The sequence below is a fragment of the Clostridium sp. 7_2_43FAA genome (assembly GCF_000158375.2).
GTDB classification, from domain to species: domain Bacteria; phylum Bacillota; class Clostridia; order Clostridiales; family Clostridiaceae; genus Clostridium; species Clostridium tertium.
The window spans coordinates 162,533-179,849 of record NZ_JH815223.1; the positions used below are offsets into that span (position 1 = coordinate 162,533).

The following is a 17,317-nucleotide window of genomic DNA, read 5'->3' on the forward strand; positions in this document are numbered from 1 at the left end:
TGAAAGGTTTAAAATTACTGATTAAGTTTTTCACGTTATCCTGCGTTAAGGGATAGAGTATGTTTGTACTCGAATCGAAAGGTTTTTCATATTTATTTATGGGGAACTTCTAACCTTAGGTGGTATAGCGAATACTCTTCGTCCTATTGGGCGGAGTTTTTTTATTTAAATCTGTATATTTATCATATTATAGCTATTATTAGCTAATGAATAATTACTAGACTATAGTTAATAATGTAAAATATAGATTTAAGATTAGTAATAAGCGTAGACTTAAAGCAGTTAGCTTTTATATGAAGTAATTAACAGAAGGGAGTTAAGATATGTATAAAAAGGTTGAATTACCAAAAGGTTTTGTTGGTATGGAAAAAGAAGTAGCAGACCTTTGGAAAGAAAATAATGTCATTAAAAAGAATTTTGATATGAATCAAGATGGTGAATATTTTACATTTTATGATGGACCTCCAACAGCAAATGGAAGACCACATGTAGGACACGTTTTAACAAGAGTTATGAAGGATATTATCCCAAGGTATAAGGTTATGAAGGGATATAAAGTTATAAGAAAAGCTGGTTGGGATACTCATGGATTACCTGTTGAACTTGAAATTGAAAAAAAGTTGGGTATTTCTGGAAAAGAGCAAATTGAAGGTTATGGAGTAGAAAAATTCGTAACTGAATGTAAAGAATCAGTATTTACTTATGTTAACATGTGGGAAAAGATGACTGACCAAATAGGGTATTGGGTAGATATGGAAAAACCTTATGTTACATATCATAACTCATATATAGAATCTGTTTGGTGGGCATTAAGTCAAATGTGGGAAAAAGGTCTTTTATATAAGGGACATAAGGTAATGCCATATTGCCCAAGATGTGGAACTGGTCTTTCTTCTCACGAAGTTTCACAAGGATATAAGGATGTAAAAGATTTGACAGCTATAGCTAAGTTCAAAGTTGAAGGCGAAGAAAATAAATACATCCTAGCTTGGACAACAACTCCTTGGACTTTACCATCAAATTTAGCATTATGTGTTAATAAAGCTTATGATTATATTGAAGCTAAAGTCGGAGATGAGATATTAATAGTTGCTAAAGAATTAGCTCCAAAAGTTTTAGGAGAAGACTACGAAGTAGTTAAAGAATTCAAGGGAACTGAGTTACTAGGTACTAAGTATGAAAGATTACTTCCTTTTGGTGAAGTTGAAGGAAAAGCTTTTGAAGTTATACATGGAGACTATGTAACTTTATCAGATGGTACTGGTATAGTTCATATAGCACCAGCGTATGGTGAAGATGATAGCATAGTTGCAAAGAAGAATGGCATTGGATTTATAAACTTAGTAGATGCAAGTGGTAATTTCGTAGATGAAGTAACGCCTTGGGCAGGAAAGTTTGTTAAGAAGTGCGATGAAAGCATTGTTAAGTATCTAGAAGAGGATAATAAGTTATTTAAGGCTGAAAAGCATCTTCACTCATATCCACATTGTTGGAGATGTGACACACCACTTCTTTATTATCCAAGAGAAAGCTGGTTTGTTGCAATGACTAAGCTTAGAGATAAGCTTTTAGAAAATAATAATAAAATTAACTGGTATCCAGATAACATTAGAACAGGTAGATTTGGTAAGTTCTTAGAAAATGTTATTGATTGGGGTATATCAAGAGATAGATATTGGGGTACTCCACTTCCTATTTGGGAATGTGAATGTGGCCATAGAGAATGTATAGGAAGTATCGCAGAATTAAAGGAAAAAGGAATTAATGTTCCTGATGATATAGAGCTTCATAAGCCATATATAGATAACATTCACTTAAATTGTCCTAAGTGTAACAAAGAAATGACAAGAACTGCTGAAGTTATAGATTGTTGGTTTGATTCAGGATCAATGCCTTTTGCACAGTTACACTATCCATTTGAAAATAAAGAGCTATTTGAAAAGAATTTCCCAGCTCAATTTATTTCAGAAGCCGTTGATCAAACAAGAGGTTGGTTCTATACATTATTAGCTATTTCAACAGCTATATTTGATACTAATCCTTTTGAAAACTGTATAGTTTTAGGACACGTATTAGATAAAAAGGGATTAAAGATGTCAAAGTCAAAGGGAAATGTTGTAGATCCATTTGAAGTTTTAGATGCACAAGGTGCAGATGCAACAAGATGGCACTTCTACACTGCAAGTGCCCCATGGCTTCCAACAAGGTTCTCTATTGATGATGTAGCAGAAGCTCAAAGAAAGTTTTTAAGCACTTTCTGGAATGTATATTCATTCTATGTTTTATATGCAGAATTAGATAAATTTAATCCATTAGATTATAAAGATTTCAAATCAGAAAATGTAATGGATAAATGGATAATGTCAAAGCTTAATACATTAATTAAGGATGTAGATAGCAATTTAAATTCATATCAAATAACTCAAGCTGCATTAATTATAGAAGAATTTACAGATGAGTTATCAAACTGGTATGTAAGAAGAAATAGAGCTAGATATTGGTCAGAAGATTTAACAGAAGATAAGATTGGCGCTTATGTTACTTTATATAGAGTTTTAACTACTTTAGTTAAAGTTGCAGCTCCATTTGTACCGTTTATAACTGAGGAAATTTATCAAAACCTAGTTATTGGATTAGATAAATCTGCTGTGGAAAGCGTACACTTATGTTCATGGCCAGCTGTAGATGAAAGTGCTATTGATGAAAATCTAGAGAAGGAAATGGATTTAGCTTACACAATTGTTAAACTTGGAAGAAGTGCTAGAAATGGCGCTAATATCAAGAATAGACAGCCGCTTTCAAAGATGCTATTATCAACAGATGCAATACCAGGATACTATGGCGATATTATAAAAGATGAGCTTAATATAAAATTAGTAGAGTTTGGTGCTGACTTATCACAATATGTTAATTTTGAAATTAAACCTAACTTACCTGTATTAGGTAGAGCGTATGGTAAATTAATTCCAGGAATAAGAAAAGAAATAGCTTCAAGAAATCAAATGGAATTAGCACAAAAGCTTCAAAATGGTGGTACTGAAACTATAGTAGTAGATGGAACAGAAATAGTTTTAAATAGTGAAAGTGTTTTAGTAACAATGCAAGGATTAGAAGGATATGCTTTTGCTGGTGAGGGTCAAATAGGTGTTGTTTTAGATACAACTATCACAGAAGAATTAAGAGAAGAAGGACACCTAAGAGAAATAATATCAAAGATACAGAACATGAGAAAAGAAAAAGGTTTTGAAGTAGCAGATAAGATTAGATTATTCGTTGCGGATAATGATATGCTAATAGGTGTTATTAACAAGTATTCTGATGTAATAAAGAGAGAAACACTAACTCAAGAAATTGTTATTAATGAAAAAGTAGATTATACTGAAACTGTTATAAATGGTGAAAAGTTAAATATGACAGTTGAAGTAATGAATTAAATTTAAAAAATAAGTTAATAAAGTTAGAGGTTTTTCATTAAGCTTCTAACTTTTTAACTCTAATTTATATTTTCAATTACTATATAATTAAGTATAGTATTTGATTAAATAGTTAAAAGAATTATTTAAGTAAAGGAAATCTTGATGTAATATATATTATTTGGTATTCATACAAGTTAAAAGATTCTAATTTTATTTAAATGCTATTATTTGACAGTATGTTTTAGGCGAATATGACATCTTTATTGCAAATATATAGTAAATTATTATAAAGAGAAACCTTGAATATTGTATTAATTATTTGCAAATAGTATAATATATAGTTAGAATAGGATAAAAGATTATAAAGAAAAATGGAGTGATGTTGGTATGGCTACTTCTATAAAAGATGTTGCTAGAGAAGCGGGCGTTTCAATTGCTACTGTTTCCAGAGTTTTAAATGATATAGATGTTGTAAATGAAGATACAAAGAAGAAGGTTTTAGACGCTATAAAAAAACTTGGATATAGACCTAATATAGTAGCAAGAAGCTTAAAGACGCAAAAGACAAAAACAGTCGGTATTTTAGTTCCGGATATTTCAAGTGGTTTTTATCCTGAAATAGTTAGAGGAGCAGAGGATGTTGCTAATATATATGATTATAACGTTATATTATGTAACTCTGATTTCGATGATGAAAAGGAAAAGGAATATTTAAGAGTACTTAAAGAGAAAATGGTTGATGGAGTTATATATATGAGTTCATCATTACAAGAAGAAACTTTAAATATCATAAATGAATTAGATTTGACTACAGTATTGGTTGAATCTAAAGATAAAGAGGAAAGTTTACCAAGTGTAATAATAGATAATGTAAAGGCTTTAGAGGAAGCTACAAATTATTTATTAAACAAAGGATTAAATAACATAGCATATGTAGGTGCCAAGAAAGAGAGTATGAATGCTTGGGGAGATAGATACATAGGATATGAAAAGGCTCTAAATGAAAAAGGTCTTAATGTAGATGAGGATTTAGTTTATACTAAAGGATTAAAAGTTAAGACTGGATATGAAGCAATTGAGTATTTCGAAAACAGCAAGAAGAATTATGAAGCAGTAGTTTGTGCTTCGGATGAAATTGCTATGGGAGTAATAAATGCATTGAGAGAGCGTGGTAAAAGAGTTCCAGAAGATGTAAGCGTTATAGGATTTAATGATAATGCAGTTTCTTCAGTTTTCTATCCTAAGATAACAACAATAAAGCAACCAAGTTATGATATGGGATCAGTAGCAATGAGAATGCTTATAAAGATGTTAAATAAAAAGGAATTAGAAGAATCACAATATGTTCTCGACTATCAACTTATAGAAAGAGAAAGTTGTAAGTAAAGTTTTAATTAGGAATATTGAATATGTTTCAATATTCCTACTTTTTTATACCTTTATATATTGCCACAAAATAGAAATCGTGATATAATTATGTTAATATATTATTAAACGTTTTCAATTTCGACTATGTGTATGAGAAAGCATGATAGTGTATGGTCTGATTAGAAGTGGGTTATCTAATCAATAAGAGAATGTGAGTTATGGGTTACAAAAAAACAACTTCAGAAATGAAGTTGTTTTTTTGTTTTATTATAAATTTAAAGAATTCCTTCAGTTTTTAATATATTTTCTAATTCCTGAACTTTTTCTGTTAATGTAACAAATTTTTCTTTTAATACATTTTTAGGAAGATCAGTGTTATCTAGCACACTTACTATATCTTCTACTGTTTTTAAGGCGTCATCAATGTCTTTTTGAGCTATTTTTAAGTTAGATTCCTTCATAATTCGTCTCCTTTATGTATATAAACATAATTAATATTACATATATTTATCCTATCACTAATAAATATTAGATGCAAGGCATATATTGTATAAGTAATTCATAAGAGGTGAGATTTTGATAAATTATATTTGGTTCGGAATGATATTTTTAGGAGTGCTAATTGGGTTACTCACAGGAAATGGAGAGGTGATATCTAAGGCTATAATATCTTCAGCTGACTCAACAGTTTCTCTTATTATAGGATTAGTTGGCCTTATGTGTTTTTGGTGTGGGGTAATGAAAGTGGCTGAAAAAAGTGGGTTTACTAACAAATTGGCAAAAATTTTAAGACCTATTTTAAAGTTAATATTTAAAGAAGCAGCAAAAGATGAAAAGGCTTTAGGAGCAATAGTAATGAATATAACTGCTAATATGATGGGACTTGGAAATGCAGCAACTCCATTTGGAATTAAAGCTATGCAAGAAATGGATAGGTTAAATAAAGAAAAAGGAACTGCTTCAAATGATATGTCTCTTTTTTTAGTTTTGAATGCAGCTTGCATACAGCTAGTTCCATCTACTGTAATTTCAATAAGAGCAGCTTGTGGATCAAGTAATCCAGGAGCAATAATAATGCCAGCTGTGTTAGCAAGCACTATTGCTGCAGTAATGGGAGTTATTTGTTGCAAAATACTACAGCGGTATTTTTAAAAGGGGGAGTCTTCAGATGTTTCAATATTTAACGAAAAGCATAATTCCTATAATAGTTATAATAATTATTACTTATGGAATGTTTAAGGGACGAAAGGTTTATGAATGGTTTATAGAAGGTGCAAAGGATGGACTAAAAGTTTGTTTAAACATATTTCCATACTTATTAGCTATGATTATAGCTGTAAACATATTTAGAGAGGCAAAGTTATTAGATATATTAAATAATATGATAGCTCCAATAGGTGGATTAATTGGTCTACCAAAAGAAGTTATTCCATTAGTATTAGTTAAACCATTATCGGGTAGTGGTGCTGTTGGGATTTTAACAGATATCTTAAAGACATATGGACCAGACACTACTATAGGATTAATATCTTCAGTAATTATGGGAACAACAGAAACTATATTTTATACAATAACAGTTTATTTTGGAGCTGTACAAATTAAGAAAATTAGGCACACATTATGGGCAGCAATACTAGCTGATATAACTGCAATAATAGCTGCAATTTTTTTAGTAAGTAGGCTTTTATTATAATTTGGGAAAATATACAGAATAATTAATAATTTTTAAACAATACGTAATAATTTTGTAACTAGTTAATGTAAAAAATATTCTATAATAAATTTATAGAAATAAAGGAGGGAAGTGGATAAGAGATGGAGTGGAATGACGGATTATTTTTGTCAGATGAAGAAATAAAAGTCTTAGCTATATTTTTAGCATATGGAGTAGGAATTGGAGTATTAGTTGGTTTATTTGTTGGAAACATACAGCTTTGCTTTGCATTAGGAGGAGTTATATCTATTTTGGTTTCGCTAATAAAAACTTTTATAGAAAGAGTTAAGAAGTCAAATAAGATTCATATATAAATATAATAAAAAATAAACATTACGAATAATATGTATTTTCTTTTAAATAAGCTATATAATTATTAATTATATAGCTTATTTAATTTTCATATAGGGGCAGGTGATGTTATGGCTTCAGAAAAGTTTTATATTATTAGTAGTAAAGTTCTACCGGAAGTTTTTAAAAAGGTTTTAGAAGTTAAAGAAAGTCTTTTTACGGGAAGAGCAAAAGACATAAGTGAAGCTGTAAAGCAAACAGGAATAAGTAGAAGTACATTTTATAAATATAAGGATTATGTTTTTCCTATGTCAGAGGGGATAAATAGTAAAAAGATAACCTTAGTTGTACTATTATCTCATGAAACTGGAACTTTATCTAAAGTTTTAGATTGTATTGCTTTTAATAAGGGAAATATATTAACAATAAATCAAGATATACCTATAAATATGGCTGCAAATGTAACCATAACGTTGGATATATCTAATATGAAAAAGGATTTAAAACACTTAGTTAATACTTTAAGGGCATTACCTAATGTTGTTAGTGTTAAAGTGTTAGCTATGGAATAAAAAAGAGGAAGTGAATTTATGAATAAGGAATTCTATAAGAATAATAGAAGTAAGGTATTAGAGAGTATTGATGATAATTCTTTACTGATTTTATTTGCAGGAAAGGCTCCAAAGAAAACTGCAGATGAAAAATATCCTTTTACACCAAATAGAAACTTTTATTATTTAACTGGTATTGATGAAGAAAATCATATTTTAGTCTTATCTAAGATTAATGGTAAAACAAATGAATATTTGTTTATAAAAGAAGTTGATCCTATTGCAGAAAAATGGGAGGGTAAGACTATTAGAAAAGAAGAAGTCTCTCAAATTTGTATGATTGAAGATGTTAAATACCTTGGAGAATTTAATAATTTTATAGAAAAAGTAGTTCTTAACAAAGAAGAGATAAATATATATCTTGACCTAGAGGCTGGAAATACATCATATAAGTATGTAAATGAAATTAAACATAAATATTATAATATAAATATTAAAAATGCTTTTAAGCTTATAGGAAATCTAAGGCTTATTAAAACTGATGAAGAAGTCAGTAGAATAAGAAAAGCAATAGATATCACAATAGAAGGCGTAAAAGAATTAATGAGAAATTCTAAGTCTGAGATTAAGGAATATGAACTAGAAGCATATTTTGATTTCATCTGCAAGAAAAATGGAGTAAAGGATTTTGCTTTTAAAACTATTGCAGCAGCTGGAAAAAATGCTACAGTGCTACATTATGTAACTAATGACTCAGAATTAAAGGATGGAGATTTAATATTATTTGATTTGGGTGCTCAATATAAATATTATAATGGAGATATATCAAGAACATTTCCTATCAACGGTAAGTTTACTGAAAGGCAAAAAGAAGTGTATAATGCTGTTCTTAGAGTAAATGAAAAAGTTATTAAAGAAATGAAGCCAGGAGTTAAGTTTGTTGATTTAAATAAAAAGGCAAAGGATTGGATTTCAGAAGAATGTATTTCACTTGGATTAATGACAGAAAAAGATGATGTATCAAAATTCTATTATCATAGTATAGGTCATAGTTTAGGAATGGATACCCATGACATAGAGTTAGAAAATAGAGATGTTACATTTGAGCCTGGAATGATATATACTGTTGAACCAGGAATATACATCGAAAATGAAGGTATTGGTATAAGAATAGAAGATGATGTTTTAATTACTGAAGATGGAAATGAAGTGTTAACAAAAGAAATGATTAAAACAGTAGAGGAAATAGAAGCTTTTATGGCAGATAAATAGGATTATTAAAAATTAGGACTAATAATTATGGTTGATTTATTAAGTTGATAATTATATAATATTAGTATAAATTAAATGTGAATAACGACAAGGGTAGAGGCGCGATACTTAAGAGTACTATTAATGAGGTAAGCACAGTGATTTAATAGGAAAGGAAATATCGCCGAAGCGTATGATTGATGCTTTAAAATCATATGGCTGGGGTTGCATAAAATATATGTAACACTGTCACAAACTTATTTTGTGGTGAGCTATCGCTTGAGGAATGTTACTTTTTTCTATTATAGTTTAGAGTATATTTATAGCCTTGAGTGAAAACTCAAGGCTCTTTTTAATTTCTGCCCTTTAATTATTTACAACACTATATTAAGGGGGAGTAAATATGAATAATAAAAAAAGTATTAAAGTATTATTAATGACTATTATGATGACTTTACTATCAACATCAATAGTTTTTGCTGCAGAGGTAGATACAGCTACATCTAATGCAAACCATTATGGGTTACTAACTTTAATACCACCTGTTGTAGCAATAGTATTAGCTTTTTTAACAAAGAACGTAATTATATCTTTATTTATTGGAACATTATCAGGAACTTTCTTAGTACAGCTAGTAGATAATTCATTTTTAAGTGCTATCGTACAGTCATTTTTAGATTTTGTATCCAGGATCTTAAACTCATTAGCTGATCCGTGGAATGCTGGTATAATTCTTCAAGTATTAGTTATAGGTGGAGTTATACATTTAGTTGCTAAAATGGGAGGAGCTAAGGCAGTTGCGGAAGCCCTAGCAAGAAAGGCTAAGACTGCAAAAAGTACTCAAGTTGTTACTCTTTTATTAGGATTAGCTGTGTTTTTTGATGATTATGCTAATTCATTAATAGTAGGTCCTATTATGAAGCCTGTAGCAGATAAAATGAAGATATCAAGAGAAAGATTAGCATTTATTATAGATGCAACAGCAGCTCCGATTGCTGGATTAGCTATTGTATCTACATGGATAGGATTAGAAGTTGGCTTAATAAATGATGCTTTTATTAATGGAATAGGTCAAGAGGTTGATGCTTTTGGAGTATTTTTACAAACAATACCTTATAGATTCTATAATATACTAATATTAGTTTTTGTATTTATTACTTCAATATTATTAAAGGAATTTGGTCCTATGTATAGGGCAGAAGTAGAAGCAAGAAGAAGAGGCTTAAGTTTTGAAGAAGAGGAAGTTGCATCAGATTCTAATATGGATCATGATGAGCTTGAACCAAAGGAAGGGATAAAGCTAAGTATATGGAATGCGATAATTCCAATAGGTGTGCTAGTTATAACTGCATTACTTTGTTTCTATTTTAGTGGTTATTCCGCAATAATGGGGGGAGAGGACGTTGCCCTTCAAGGAATAATGACTAATTCACCATTATCATTTAAAGCAATACAAGAAGCTTTTAGTGCATCAGATGCATCAGTTGCTTTGTTCCAATCAGCATTAGTAGCAAGTATAGTGTCAATAATAATGGGAGTAGCTAAAAAAATATTTACAGTTTCAGAAGCAATAGATACATGGATAGATGGTATGAAACCTTTATTAATAACAGGTGTAATATTATTACTAGCTTGGTCACTAAGTTCTGTAATAAAAGATCTAGGAACAGCAAAATATTTAGTTTCATTACTTTCAGGATCATTACCTAACTTCTTACTTCCAAGCCTTATATTTATACTAGGTGCTATTATTTCATTTGCAACAGGAACTGCATATGGAACTATGGGAATATTGATGCCGCTTGCAATACCATTAGCATATTCGATGAACCCAGACATGAGTTATGTAATTGTTAGTACAAGTGCAGTATTAACTGGAGCTATCTTTGGTGATCATTGCTCACCGATATCAGACACTACAATTCTTTCATCAATGGGGGCAGGATGTAATCATATAGCTCACGTAAATACTCAAATGTGGTATGCTTTATTTATAGCAGCTATAACAATTTTATTTGGATATATACCAGCAGGTTTTGGATTGCAATGGTATATAGTGCTTCCAATATCTATAATAGCAGTGTTCTTAGGAGTACAAATACTAGGTAAAAAGGTTGAAGAAGCAAAATAGAAAATTATAAATTGATTTAGAAGATTAATGAACTAGGACGTAGTTAAGATATAGGCAAAGTGGATATTATTAAATATATAATAAATGAAGCTCTACAAGATATCTGCTTGTAGAGCTTCATTTTAATTTAAAAATATTTATTTAAGACTTCCACCATGAAAATAAAGCTTAAATATTTCATTTCCATTATAAGATATTGATTCAACTCCATTAAATGAAGATAAATCTCCATCCCAAGTACATTCATAAATAAAGTCTTCATTTTTAAAATATTTTGGACCTCTGAATGGAGAATCTTCTGATACGTTTTTTAAAGCGCTTCTTAAAAACTTATTAAACCCAGAAGGTGTTTCATTAACAAGAACTTGTCCCTTGTAATTCATACCCCAGCAGACCTTTTCGTTGTGCCAAACTAATTCCTCGCCTATGAACTCCTTATCTCCAACATGACTATCAAGGTAATAATAATTATATTTTTTATAAGCGTAGTCTTTTGAGTTTGGTCTAGAAGATTCTTCTTTCTTAGCTTTTGAAGCATAAGTATTTCTCTTAGCTTCTACTAAAAAGTCTTTAAATTTAGATACATTTCCCATATAAGTCTCCCCCTTTTTATGCAATACATAGATTATATAAAAAAAATTTAATTAAATCAATAAGTTTTCAGAAAATACAATATATTTAGAATTAAATGAATATATAGATTATCATGAAATATATGGCTATAATATTATTTATAAAAATATATAACTTAACAGATCTTAAGTTTATTAAGGGGGCAAATATGAATAATTTAGAAAAATTCAGAGAAGCTATGGAAAAAGAGAACATAGATTATTATATCATTCCAAGTAGCGATTCACATCAAAGTGAATATGTTGCGGAGCATTTTAAGGGAAGAGAATTTATATCAGGTTTTACAGGATCAGCAGGAGTACTTTTGGTTGGTTTAAAAGAGGCATTTTTATGGACTGATGGTAGATATTTTATTCAGGCTGAAAGAGAGCTTAATGGAAGTGGAATTTCACTTATGAAAATGAGAACGCCAGGATATCCAACTATTGAAGAGTGGATAAAGAAAAATATTAAATCTAAAAAAACTTTAGGATTTGATGGAAGATTATTTTCAGTTAATCAATACAAGGGATTTTTAGATATATCTAAAGAAAATAATTTTAGCATTAATATGGATAATGATTTATTAAAGAATATTTGGGAAGCAAGGCCTGAATTACCTAAAAGTAAAATCTTTTTACATGGGGAAGTTTATTCTGGCAAATATGCTTCTGAGAAATTACAAGAAGTTAGAAAACATATGAAAGAAAAAGATGCTAAAAATTATATAATATCTTCTTTAGATGATATAGCATGGCTTTGTAATATAAGAGGAAATGATGTTAAATTTAATCCAGTTGCACTTTCTTATGTTCTTATCAATGAAAATTATGCAAATTTATATATAAATAATGCTAAGATAGATGATAATACAAAAGAAAAGTTAAAAAATGAAGGCTTTGAAATATATGAATATGATGAAATAGAAGAACATGTAAAATTAATAGAGGATAGAACTATAATAGATCCAAATAAATTAAATGCTAAGATATACTCATGTTTGAGTAGTGATGTAAAAGTAATAAATGAGATGAATATTACTACAAAATTAAAAGCTATAAAAAATGAAGTTGAAATAGCAAATACAGAAAAATCTCAGGTTAGAGATGGCGTTGCTATGGTTAAATTTATAAAGTGGTTAAAAGATAATCTAGGAAAAGAAAAAATAACTGAAATATCAGCAAGTAAAAAGTTAACTGAATTTAGATCTAAGGGTGAAAATTATAAGGGAGATAGTTTTGGAACTATAGCAGGATATAAAGAACATGCAGCCATGATGCATTATTCAGCAACAGAAGCAACTGACTATGAGATAAAACAAGAAGGCATGTTTCTTGTAGATTCTGGTGGACAATATCTTGATGGAACAACGGATATAACAAGGACTTTTATTTTGGGTAATATTACTGAAGAGGAAAAGCAAGATTTTACTCTTGTATTAAAGGGGCACATAGCTTTATCAACAGCAAAATTCTTAAATGGTACTACAGGAGTTAATTTAGATATATTAGCTAGAAGGCCTTTATGGAATTATGGAATAGATTATAAATGTGGAACTGGTCATGGTGTTGGATATTTCCTAAATGTTCATGAAGGACCACAAGGAATAAGACCAGAGGGAAATTTAACAGTATTAAAGCCAGGGATGATAATAACTAATGAGCCAGGTGTATATAAGGAAGGAAAGCATGGTATAAGAATAGAAAATACTCTTTTAGTTGTAAAAGACATAAATTCGGAAGAGTTTGGGGAGTTTTATAAATTCAAGACAATATCATATTGTCCAATAGACTTAAATGGAGTAGTTGTAGAAATGCTTACAAATGAAGAAAGAGATTGGTTAAATAACTATCATAAGATTGTATTTGAAAAGTTAAGTCCTTATTTGAATGATGAAGAAATAGAATTTTTAAAGGTTCAAACAAGAGAAATATAGTTGCTAAATGGACATAGTTAAGTTTATCTAAGCCTATCTTGAAGGAAAGGATAGGTAAACTTAATATGTCCATTTACATTACTAATAAGTTACTCTTTAGGTGGTAAAATAAATTTATTAACAAGTAAAGCTATTAAAATTCCAAAAAGAGTTTCTATTATTCTATTAGTTGCATAATAGAATGGGTCTGTAAAAGCATGAATAGTAGTTACGCCAAGAAATGCAATACAAGACACATTAATTGCACCAGGCTTTTTTAGTAAGTTACAAGAATAGATAACTACTATTATACCTATAGATATAGCTATATAAATTAATATTTTACTTAGAGCTATAGAGTGGATATTAAATTTAAAATATCTGCAAATAATTAAAAATAATAATCCTATAATTGCTCCGACTATTGTCCCAAGCCCTCTATTTATAGCCATTTTAACTGAACTTGCAACTGTATCTTGAACACAGATAACAGCAGTTAAACATGCAAAGAATGGCTCGTTAGGAAATAGTAATAAGCATAGAAATACTGAAACGGCGGTTTTTATAGTCCTAAGTCCAACCTTAGGAATTGTAAGATTCATATTATTTTCTCCCTTAATCTTTTGTAAGTAAATTTATTTTTATTTATTATTTGTATTTTCTAATTTTTCATTTGTTTTTTGCTTTTTATTTTTGGGTGGATGAACATATTTGTTAATAATTATAGCAACTATTATTCCAAATGCTGTTTCTACAGTTCTTCTAATAGAATATATTAATGGGTTATCATAACTTTGAGAAATAAGTATACCAATTAATACTATAGAAGCAATAGAACATGCAGCAGGTTTTTTAATTAAATTACAAATATAAATTATTAAAGACACTCCAATAGCAGTTATTATTGTTGAAAATGATGTTAAGTTTAATTTATTTATTGTAAAAAGTAATATAACGCCTAATATACCACCAAGTAAAGTTCCTATCAATCTATTAAGGCCAATTTTAACTGAGTTTTCTACTGTGTCTTGAACACAGATCACAGCTGCTATTGCAGCAAAAAGAGAATTTGGCCAAAATATAAGGCAAATTAAAACAGAAAGGGCTGTTTTAATATTTCTAGAGCCTATATGAGGTAATTCAAAGTTTTCCACAGCATCAACTCCAATCTTTTTTATAATATTATAGCATATAAGTTATATAAGATTAGCATATAAAAGTAACTTAAGGTTATAAGTCTATATAAAAATTTAAGTACTACTAGATTAGCAATTATATTTATAATACGTAGTTACTAAGTGAAAATAAATAGTAACTACATATTATAAATATATATTGCAGATATAGTTATTGTTATTATAAAATATAAATATTACAAATATGTTTAATAAGGATTGATTATATGAGTTTTTGGGTTTACTTATTGATAGTAGAAATAATTCCGATAGGTATGTTTATCTTCGGAGGACTATATGAAACTAGTTCAACTAAATATCCAGATACAAAAATAGGATATAAACATAAGTATTCATTAAATGATAAATATTCATGGGAGTATTCAAATAAATTAGCAGGTAAAATTTATGGATCTGTAGGAACGGGATTATTTATAATTAATGCTATAGTATTATTTATAATTGGTGAAAATACTTTTACATTTATATTGCTGTTTAGTTTATTTATGGTTTTATTATCAAGATTAATGATTGATAAGTTAATAAAGAAAAAGTTTGATAAATAATCATATACTAAAAATAATTGACAGTATTTTTAATATAGAATATCATAATAATAAATGAAAAGTGCGATGAAAAGAAGAGTAGTAAAGAAAGAATGTCCTAAAGAGAGCTAGGTAAGGTGAAAGCTAGCGGCAAGAATCTTTATGAAGATGGCCTTGGAGCATATTTCTTGAGCTATTCAGTTAGAGGAATACGGGAGCAACCGTTATATTGCAGGGTGATTAAATTCACCTAGTGAGATATTTATTGTGAAATAAGTATGAATTAGAGTGGTAACACGTATAATACGTCTCTATATAGGTCTTAATATACCTATATAGAGATTTTTTTATTATAAAGAAGATAACAATGTTAGGGAGGAGAAATGGTATGTGTAAAAAGACATATTATATAACTACACCAATTTATTATCCATCAACTAAACTTCATATTGGAAACACTTATACAACTGTAGCAGCAGATGCTCTTGCAAGATATAAGAGATTAACTGGATATGATGTAATGTTTTTGACTGGAACAGATGAACATGGTCAAAAGATACAAAGGATAGCAGAAGAAAAGGGAATAACACCAAAAGAGCACGTAGACGAAATAGTATCAGGAATAAAAGATTTATGGAAGATGATGAATATTAGCTATGATAAGTTTATCAGAACAACTGATGATTATCATATAAAAGCTGTTCAAGATATATTTAAAAAATTATATGACAAGGGAGATATTTATAAATCATCATATGAAGGTTTATATTGTACTCCATGTGAATCTTTCTGGACAGAAACTCAATTAGTTAATGGAAATTGTCCTGATTGTGGTAGACCAGTAGAAAAATCAAAGGAAGAAGCTTACTTCTTTAAGATGAGTAATTATGCTGATAAGTTAATGGAGTATATTGAAACTCATCCAGATTTTATACAACCAGAATCAAGAAAAAATGAAATGGTTAATAATTTCTTAAAGCCAGGATTACAAGATCTTTGTGTTTCAAGAACTAGCTTTAACTGGGGAGTTCCTGTAACATTTGATGAAAACCATGTTGTATATGTTTGGATAGATGCACTTTCAAACTATATAACTGCTTTAGGATATGGTAGTGATAACAAAGATTTATACGATAAATATTGGCCTGCTGATGTACATTTAATTGGTAAGGATATTTTAAGATTCCATACTATTTATTGGCCAATTATGTTAATGGCATTAGATTTACCATTGCCAAAGCAAGTATTCGGTCATGGATGGTTACTTGTTGATGGGGGAAAGATGTCTAAATCTAAAGGTAATGTAGTTGATCCAGTAACATTAGTTGAAAACTTTGGTGTTGATGCAGTTAGATATTATCTATTAAGAGAAATACCGTTTGGATCAGATGGATTATTTAATAATGAGATATTTATAAAGAAGATAAATTCAGACTTATGTAATGACTTGGGAAACTTATTATCAAGAACTGTAGCTATGATTGAAAAATATTTTGATGGAGTAATCCCAAACAATAATATAAAAGAAGCTATAGATGATGAATTAATAAGCTTAGCATTAGAAACTCCAAAGAAAGTTAATAAGGCTATAGATGACTTAAGAATTCCAGAAGCATTAGAAAATATATTTGAATTAATAGGTAGAGCAAACAAGTATATAGATGAAACAACTCCTTGGATATTAGCTAAGGACGAAGATAAGAAAGAAAGACTTGGAACAGTTTTATATAACTTAATAGAAAGCTTAAGATTCTCATCAGTTTTATTATCTGCATTCTTACCAGATACAAGTAAGAAAATTAATGAGCAAATAAATGCAAGCAATATTACATTTGAATCATTAAATGATTTTAATGGAACAATAGTTGGAACTAAGGTTCAAAAAGGTGAAGCTTTATTCCCAAGAATAGACGTAGATAAAAAAATAGCAGAGTTAGAAGCATTAAGAGAAGCACAATTAGCAGCTAATAAAAAGGAAGAAAAGAGAGAAATAACTCCAATTAAAGAAGAAATAACTATAGAAGACTTCGAGAAAATAGACTTAAGAGTAGTAAAAGTATTAGAATGTGAGCCTATAAAGAAAGCTAAAAAGTTATTAAAACTAAAAGTAGATTTAAATGGAGAAGAAAGACAGGTAGTTTCAGGAATAGCACAATACTACAAACCAGAAGACTTAGTTGGAAAATATGTGGTATTAGTAGCTAATTTAAAACCTGTAACATTAAGAGGCGAATTATCACAAGGTATGATATTAGCAGCATCAACAGATGATGATAGCTTATTAAAAGTAGTAAATCCAGGAGAACTACCAACAGGAAGCGTAGTAAGATAGTTAAGAAGTGAAATAA

General features: G+C 29.2%; 15 protein-coding genes, 1 riboswitch and 2 other annotated features (1 of these 18 only partly in view). Of the genes, 11 read left to right on the forward strand and 4 right to left on the reverse strand.

Going from position 1 to position 17,317, the window contains the following annotated elements; translation table 11 throughout:
- Window positions 1-149, forward strand: a binding site (T-box leader); it begins 107 nt to the left of the window's first position.
- A gap of 174 nt (window positions 150-323) precedes the next feature.
- Both ileS and CSBG_RS17065 read left to right on the forward strand, forming a co-directional pair.
- The gene (gene ileS / locus CSBG_RS17060; RefSeq protein ID WP_008681500.1) at window positions 324-3,434 is read left to right on the forward strand and encodes an isoleucine--tRNA ligase; all 3,111 of its coding nucleotides are present in this window, start codon (window positions 324-326) and stop codon (window positions 3,432-3,434) included.
- Between the two features lie 369 nt (window positions 3,435-3,803).
- Window positions 3,804-4,802, forward strand: a complete 999-nt coding sequence (locus tag CSBG_RS17065) for a LacI family DNA-binding transcriptional regulator (RefSeq protein ID WP_008681502.1) — start codon at window positions 3,804-3,806, stop codon at window positions 4,800-4,802.
- A 257-nt stretch (window positions 4,803-5,059) separates the two neighbouring features.
- On the opposite strand, the gene CSBG_RS17070 is transcribed toward CSBG_RS17065, so the two are convergent.
- A complete protein-coding gene (locus tag CSBG_RS17070; RefSeq protein WP_008681503.1) occupies window positions 5,060-5,245 on the reverse strand; it encodes a hypothetical protein in 186 nt (61 codons plus the stop codon).
- Between the two features lie 115 nt (window positions 5,246-5,360).
- Between CSBG_RS17070 and CSBG_RS17075 the strand changes: the two genes are divergently transcribed.
- The 6 genes from CSBG_RS17075 to CSBG_RS17100 all read left to right on the forward strand — a co-directional run bounded on the left by CSBG_RS17075 (window position 5,361) and on the right by CSBG_RS17100 (window position 10,722).
- On the forward strand, window positions 5,361-5,936 hold the full coding sequence (locus CSBG_RS17075; RefSeq protein ID WP_035286144.1) for a nucleoside recognition domain-containing protein: 576 nt from the start codon (window positions 5,361-5,363) through the stop codon (window positions 5,934-5,936).
- Between the two features lie 16 nt (window positions 5,937-5,952).
- Window positions 5,953-6,477 carry a nucleoside recognition domain-containing protein gene (locus CSBG_RS17080; protein ID WP_035286147.1) on the forward strand — a complete coding sequence of 175 codons (525 nt, stop codon included), beginning with the start codon at window positions 5,953-5,955 and terminating at the stop codon, window positions 6,475-6,477.
- Between the two features lie 122 nt (window positions 6,478-6,599).
- Window positions 6,600-6,812, forward strand: coding sequence for a hypothetical protein (locus CSBG_RS17085; protein ID WP_008681504.1), 213 nt, complete (start codon window positions 6,600-6,602; stop codon window positions 6,810-6,812).
- Between the two features lie 108 nt (window positions 6,813-6,920).
- Window positions 6,921-7,361 (forward strand): ACT domain-containing protein, encoded by a 441-nt coding sequence (locus CSBG_RS17090; protein ID WP_008681505.1) that lies wholly within the window; start codon window positions 6,921-6,923, stop codon window positions 7,359-7,361.
- Window positions 7,362-7,379: 18 nt separating this feature from the next.
- Window positions 7,380-8,612 carry an aminopeptidase P family protein gene (locus tag CSBG_RS17095; protein WP_008681506.1) on the forward strand — a complete coding sequence of 411 codons (1,233 nt, stop codon included), beginning with the start codon at window positions 7,380-7,382 and terminating at the stop codon, window positions 8,610-8,612.
- 86 nt (window positions 8,613-8,698) lie between these two features.
- A riboswitch (Lysine riboswitch) is annotated at window positions 8,699-8,874 on the forward strand.
- A gap of 120 nt (window positions 8,875-8,994) precedes the next feature.
- Complete coding sequence (locus CSBG_RS17100; RefSeq protein WP_008681507.1) at window positions 8,995-10,722, forward strand: Na+/H+ antiporter NhaC family protein; 1,728 nt, start codon at window positions 8,995-8,997, stop codon at window positions 10,720-10,722.
- A 137-nt stretch (window positions 10,723-10,859) separates the two neighbouring features.
- Here the strand turns inward: CSBG_RS17100 and CSBG_RS17105 are convergent, their stop codons facing one another.
- On the reverse strand, window positions 10,860-11,315 hold the full coding sequence (locus CSBG_RS17105) for a DUF5680 domain-containing protein (RefSeq protein ID WP_008681508.1): 456 nt from the start codon (window positions 11,313-11,315) through the stop codon (window positions 10,860-10,862).
- A gap of 188 nt (window positions 11,316-11,503) precedes the next feature.
- Between CSBG_RS17105 and CSBG_RS17110 the strand changes: the two genes are divergently transcribed.
- The gene (locus CSBG_RS17110) at window positions 11,504-13,270 is read left to right on the forward strand and encodes an aminopeptidase P family protein (protein ID WP_035286148.1); all 1,767 of its coding nucleotides are present in this window, start codon (window positions 11,504-11,506) and stop codon (window positions 13,268-13,270) included.
- A gap of 89 nt (window positions 13,271-13,359) precedes the next feature.
- Here CSBG_RS17110 and CSBG_RS17115 read toward each other — a convergent pair whose 3' ends face one another.
- Complete coding sequence (locus CSBG_RS17115) at window positions 13,360-13,851, reverse strand: aromatic acid exporter family protein (RefSeq protein ID WP_008681510.1); 492 nt, start codon at window positions 13,849-13,851, stop codon at window positions 13,360-13,362.
- Window positions 13,852-13,890: 39 nt separating this feature from the next.
- Window positions 13,891-14,403 carry an aromatic acid exporter family protein gene (locus CSBG_RS17120; RefSeq protein WP_008681511.1) on the reverse strand — a complete coding sequence of 171 codons (513 nt, stop codon included), beginning with the start codon at window positions 14,401-14,403 and terminating at the stop codon, window positions 13,891-13,893.
- Between the two features lie 248 nt (window positions 14,404-14,651).
- Between CSBG_RS17120 and CSBG_RS17125 the strand changes: the two genes are divergently transcribed.
- Entirely contained in the window at window positions 14,652-14,990 is a 339-nt protein-coding gene (locus CSBG_RS17125) for an SdpI family protein (protein WP_008681512.1), read from the forward strand.
- Window positions 14,991-15,047: 57 nt separating this feature from the next.
- Window positions 15,048-15,285: a binding site (T-box leader), on the forward strand.
- A gap of 72 nt (window positions 15,286-15,357) precedes the next feature.
- Window positions 15,358-17,301 carry a methionine--tRNA ligase gene (gene metG / locus CSBG_RS17130; RefSeq protein WP_008681513.1) on the forward strand — a complete coding sequence of 648 codons (1,944 nt, stop codon included), beginning with the start codon at window positions 15,358-15,360 and terminating at the stop codon, window positions 17,299-17,301.
- The last annotated feature ends 16 nt before the right edge of the window (window positions 17,302-17,317 follow it).

What these genes read in the sequence shown, in the direction of transcription:
- ileS (WP_008681500.1), top strand. Translation starts at nt 324, where the DNA reads ATGTATAAAAAGGTTGAATTACCAAAAGGTTTTGTTGGTATGGAAAAA.
- CSBG_RS17065 (WP_008681502.1), top strand. Translation starts at nt 3,804, where the DNA reads ATGGCTACTTCTATAAAAGATGTTGCTAGAGAAGCGGGCGTTTCAATT.
- CSBG_RS17070 (WP_008681503.1), bottom strand. Translation starts at nt 5,245, where the DNA reads ATGAAGGAATCTAACTTAAAAATAGCTCAAAAAGACATTGATGACGCC.
- CSBG_RS17080 (WP_035286147.1), top strand. Translation starts at nt 5,953, where the DNA reads ATGTTTCAATATTTAACGAAAAGCATAATTCCTATAATAGTTATAATA.
- CSBG_RS17085 (WP_008681504.1), top strand. Translation starts at nt 6,600, where the DNA reads ATGGAGTGGAATGACGGATTATTTTTGTCAGATGAAGAAATAAAAGTC.
- CSBG_RS17090 (WP_008681505.1), top strand. Translation starts at nt 6,921, where the DNA reads ATGGCTTCAGAAAAGTTTTATATTATTAGTAGTAAAGTTCTACCGGAA.
- CSBG_RS17095 (WP_008681506.1), top strand. Translation starts at nt 7,380, where the DNA reads ATGAATAAGGAATTCTATAAGAATAATAGAAGTAAGGTATTAGAGAGT.
- CSBG_RS17100 (WP_008681507.1), top strand. Translation starts at nt 8,995, where the DNA reads ATGAATAATAAAAAAAGTATTAAAGTATTATTAATGACTATTATGATG.
- CSBG_RS17105 (WP_008681508.1), bottom strand. Translation starts at nt 11,315, where the DNA reads ATGGGAAATGTATCTAAATTTAAAGACTTTTTAGTAGAAGCTAAGAGA.
- CSBG_RS17110 (WP_035286148.1), top strand. Translation starts at nt 11,504, where the DNA reads ATGAATAATTTAGAAAAATTCAGAGAAGCTATGGAAAAAGAGAACATA.
- CSBG_RS17115 (WP_008681510.1), bottom strand. Translation starts at nt 13,851, where the DNA reads ATGAATCTTACAATTCCTAAGGTTGGACTTAGGACTATAAAAACCGCC.
- CSBG_RS17125 (WP_008681512.1), top strand. Translation starts at nt 14,652, where the DNA reads ATGAGTTTTTGGGTTTACTTATTGATAGTAGAAATAATTCCGATAGGT.
- metG (WP_008681513.1), top strand. Translation starts at nt 15,358, where the DNA reads ATGTGTAAAAAGACATATTATATAACTACACCAATTTATTATCCATCA.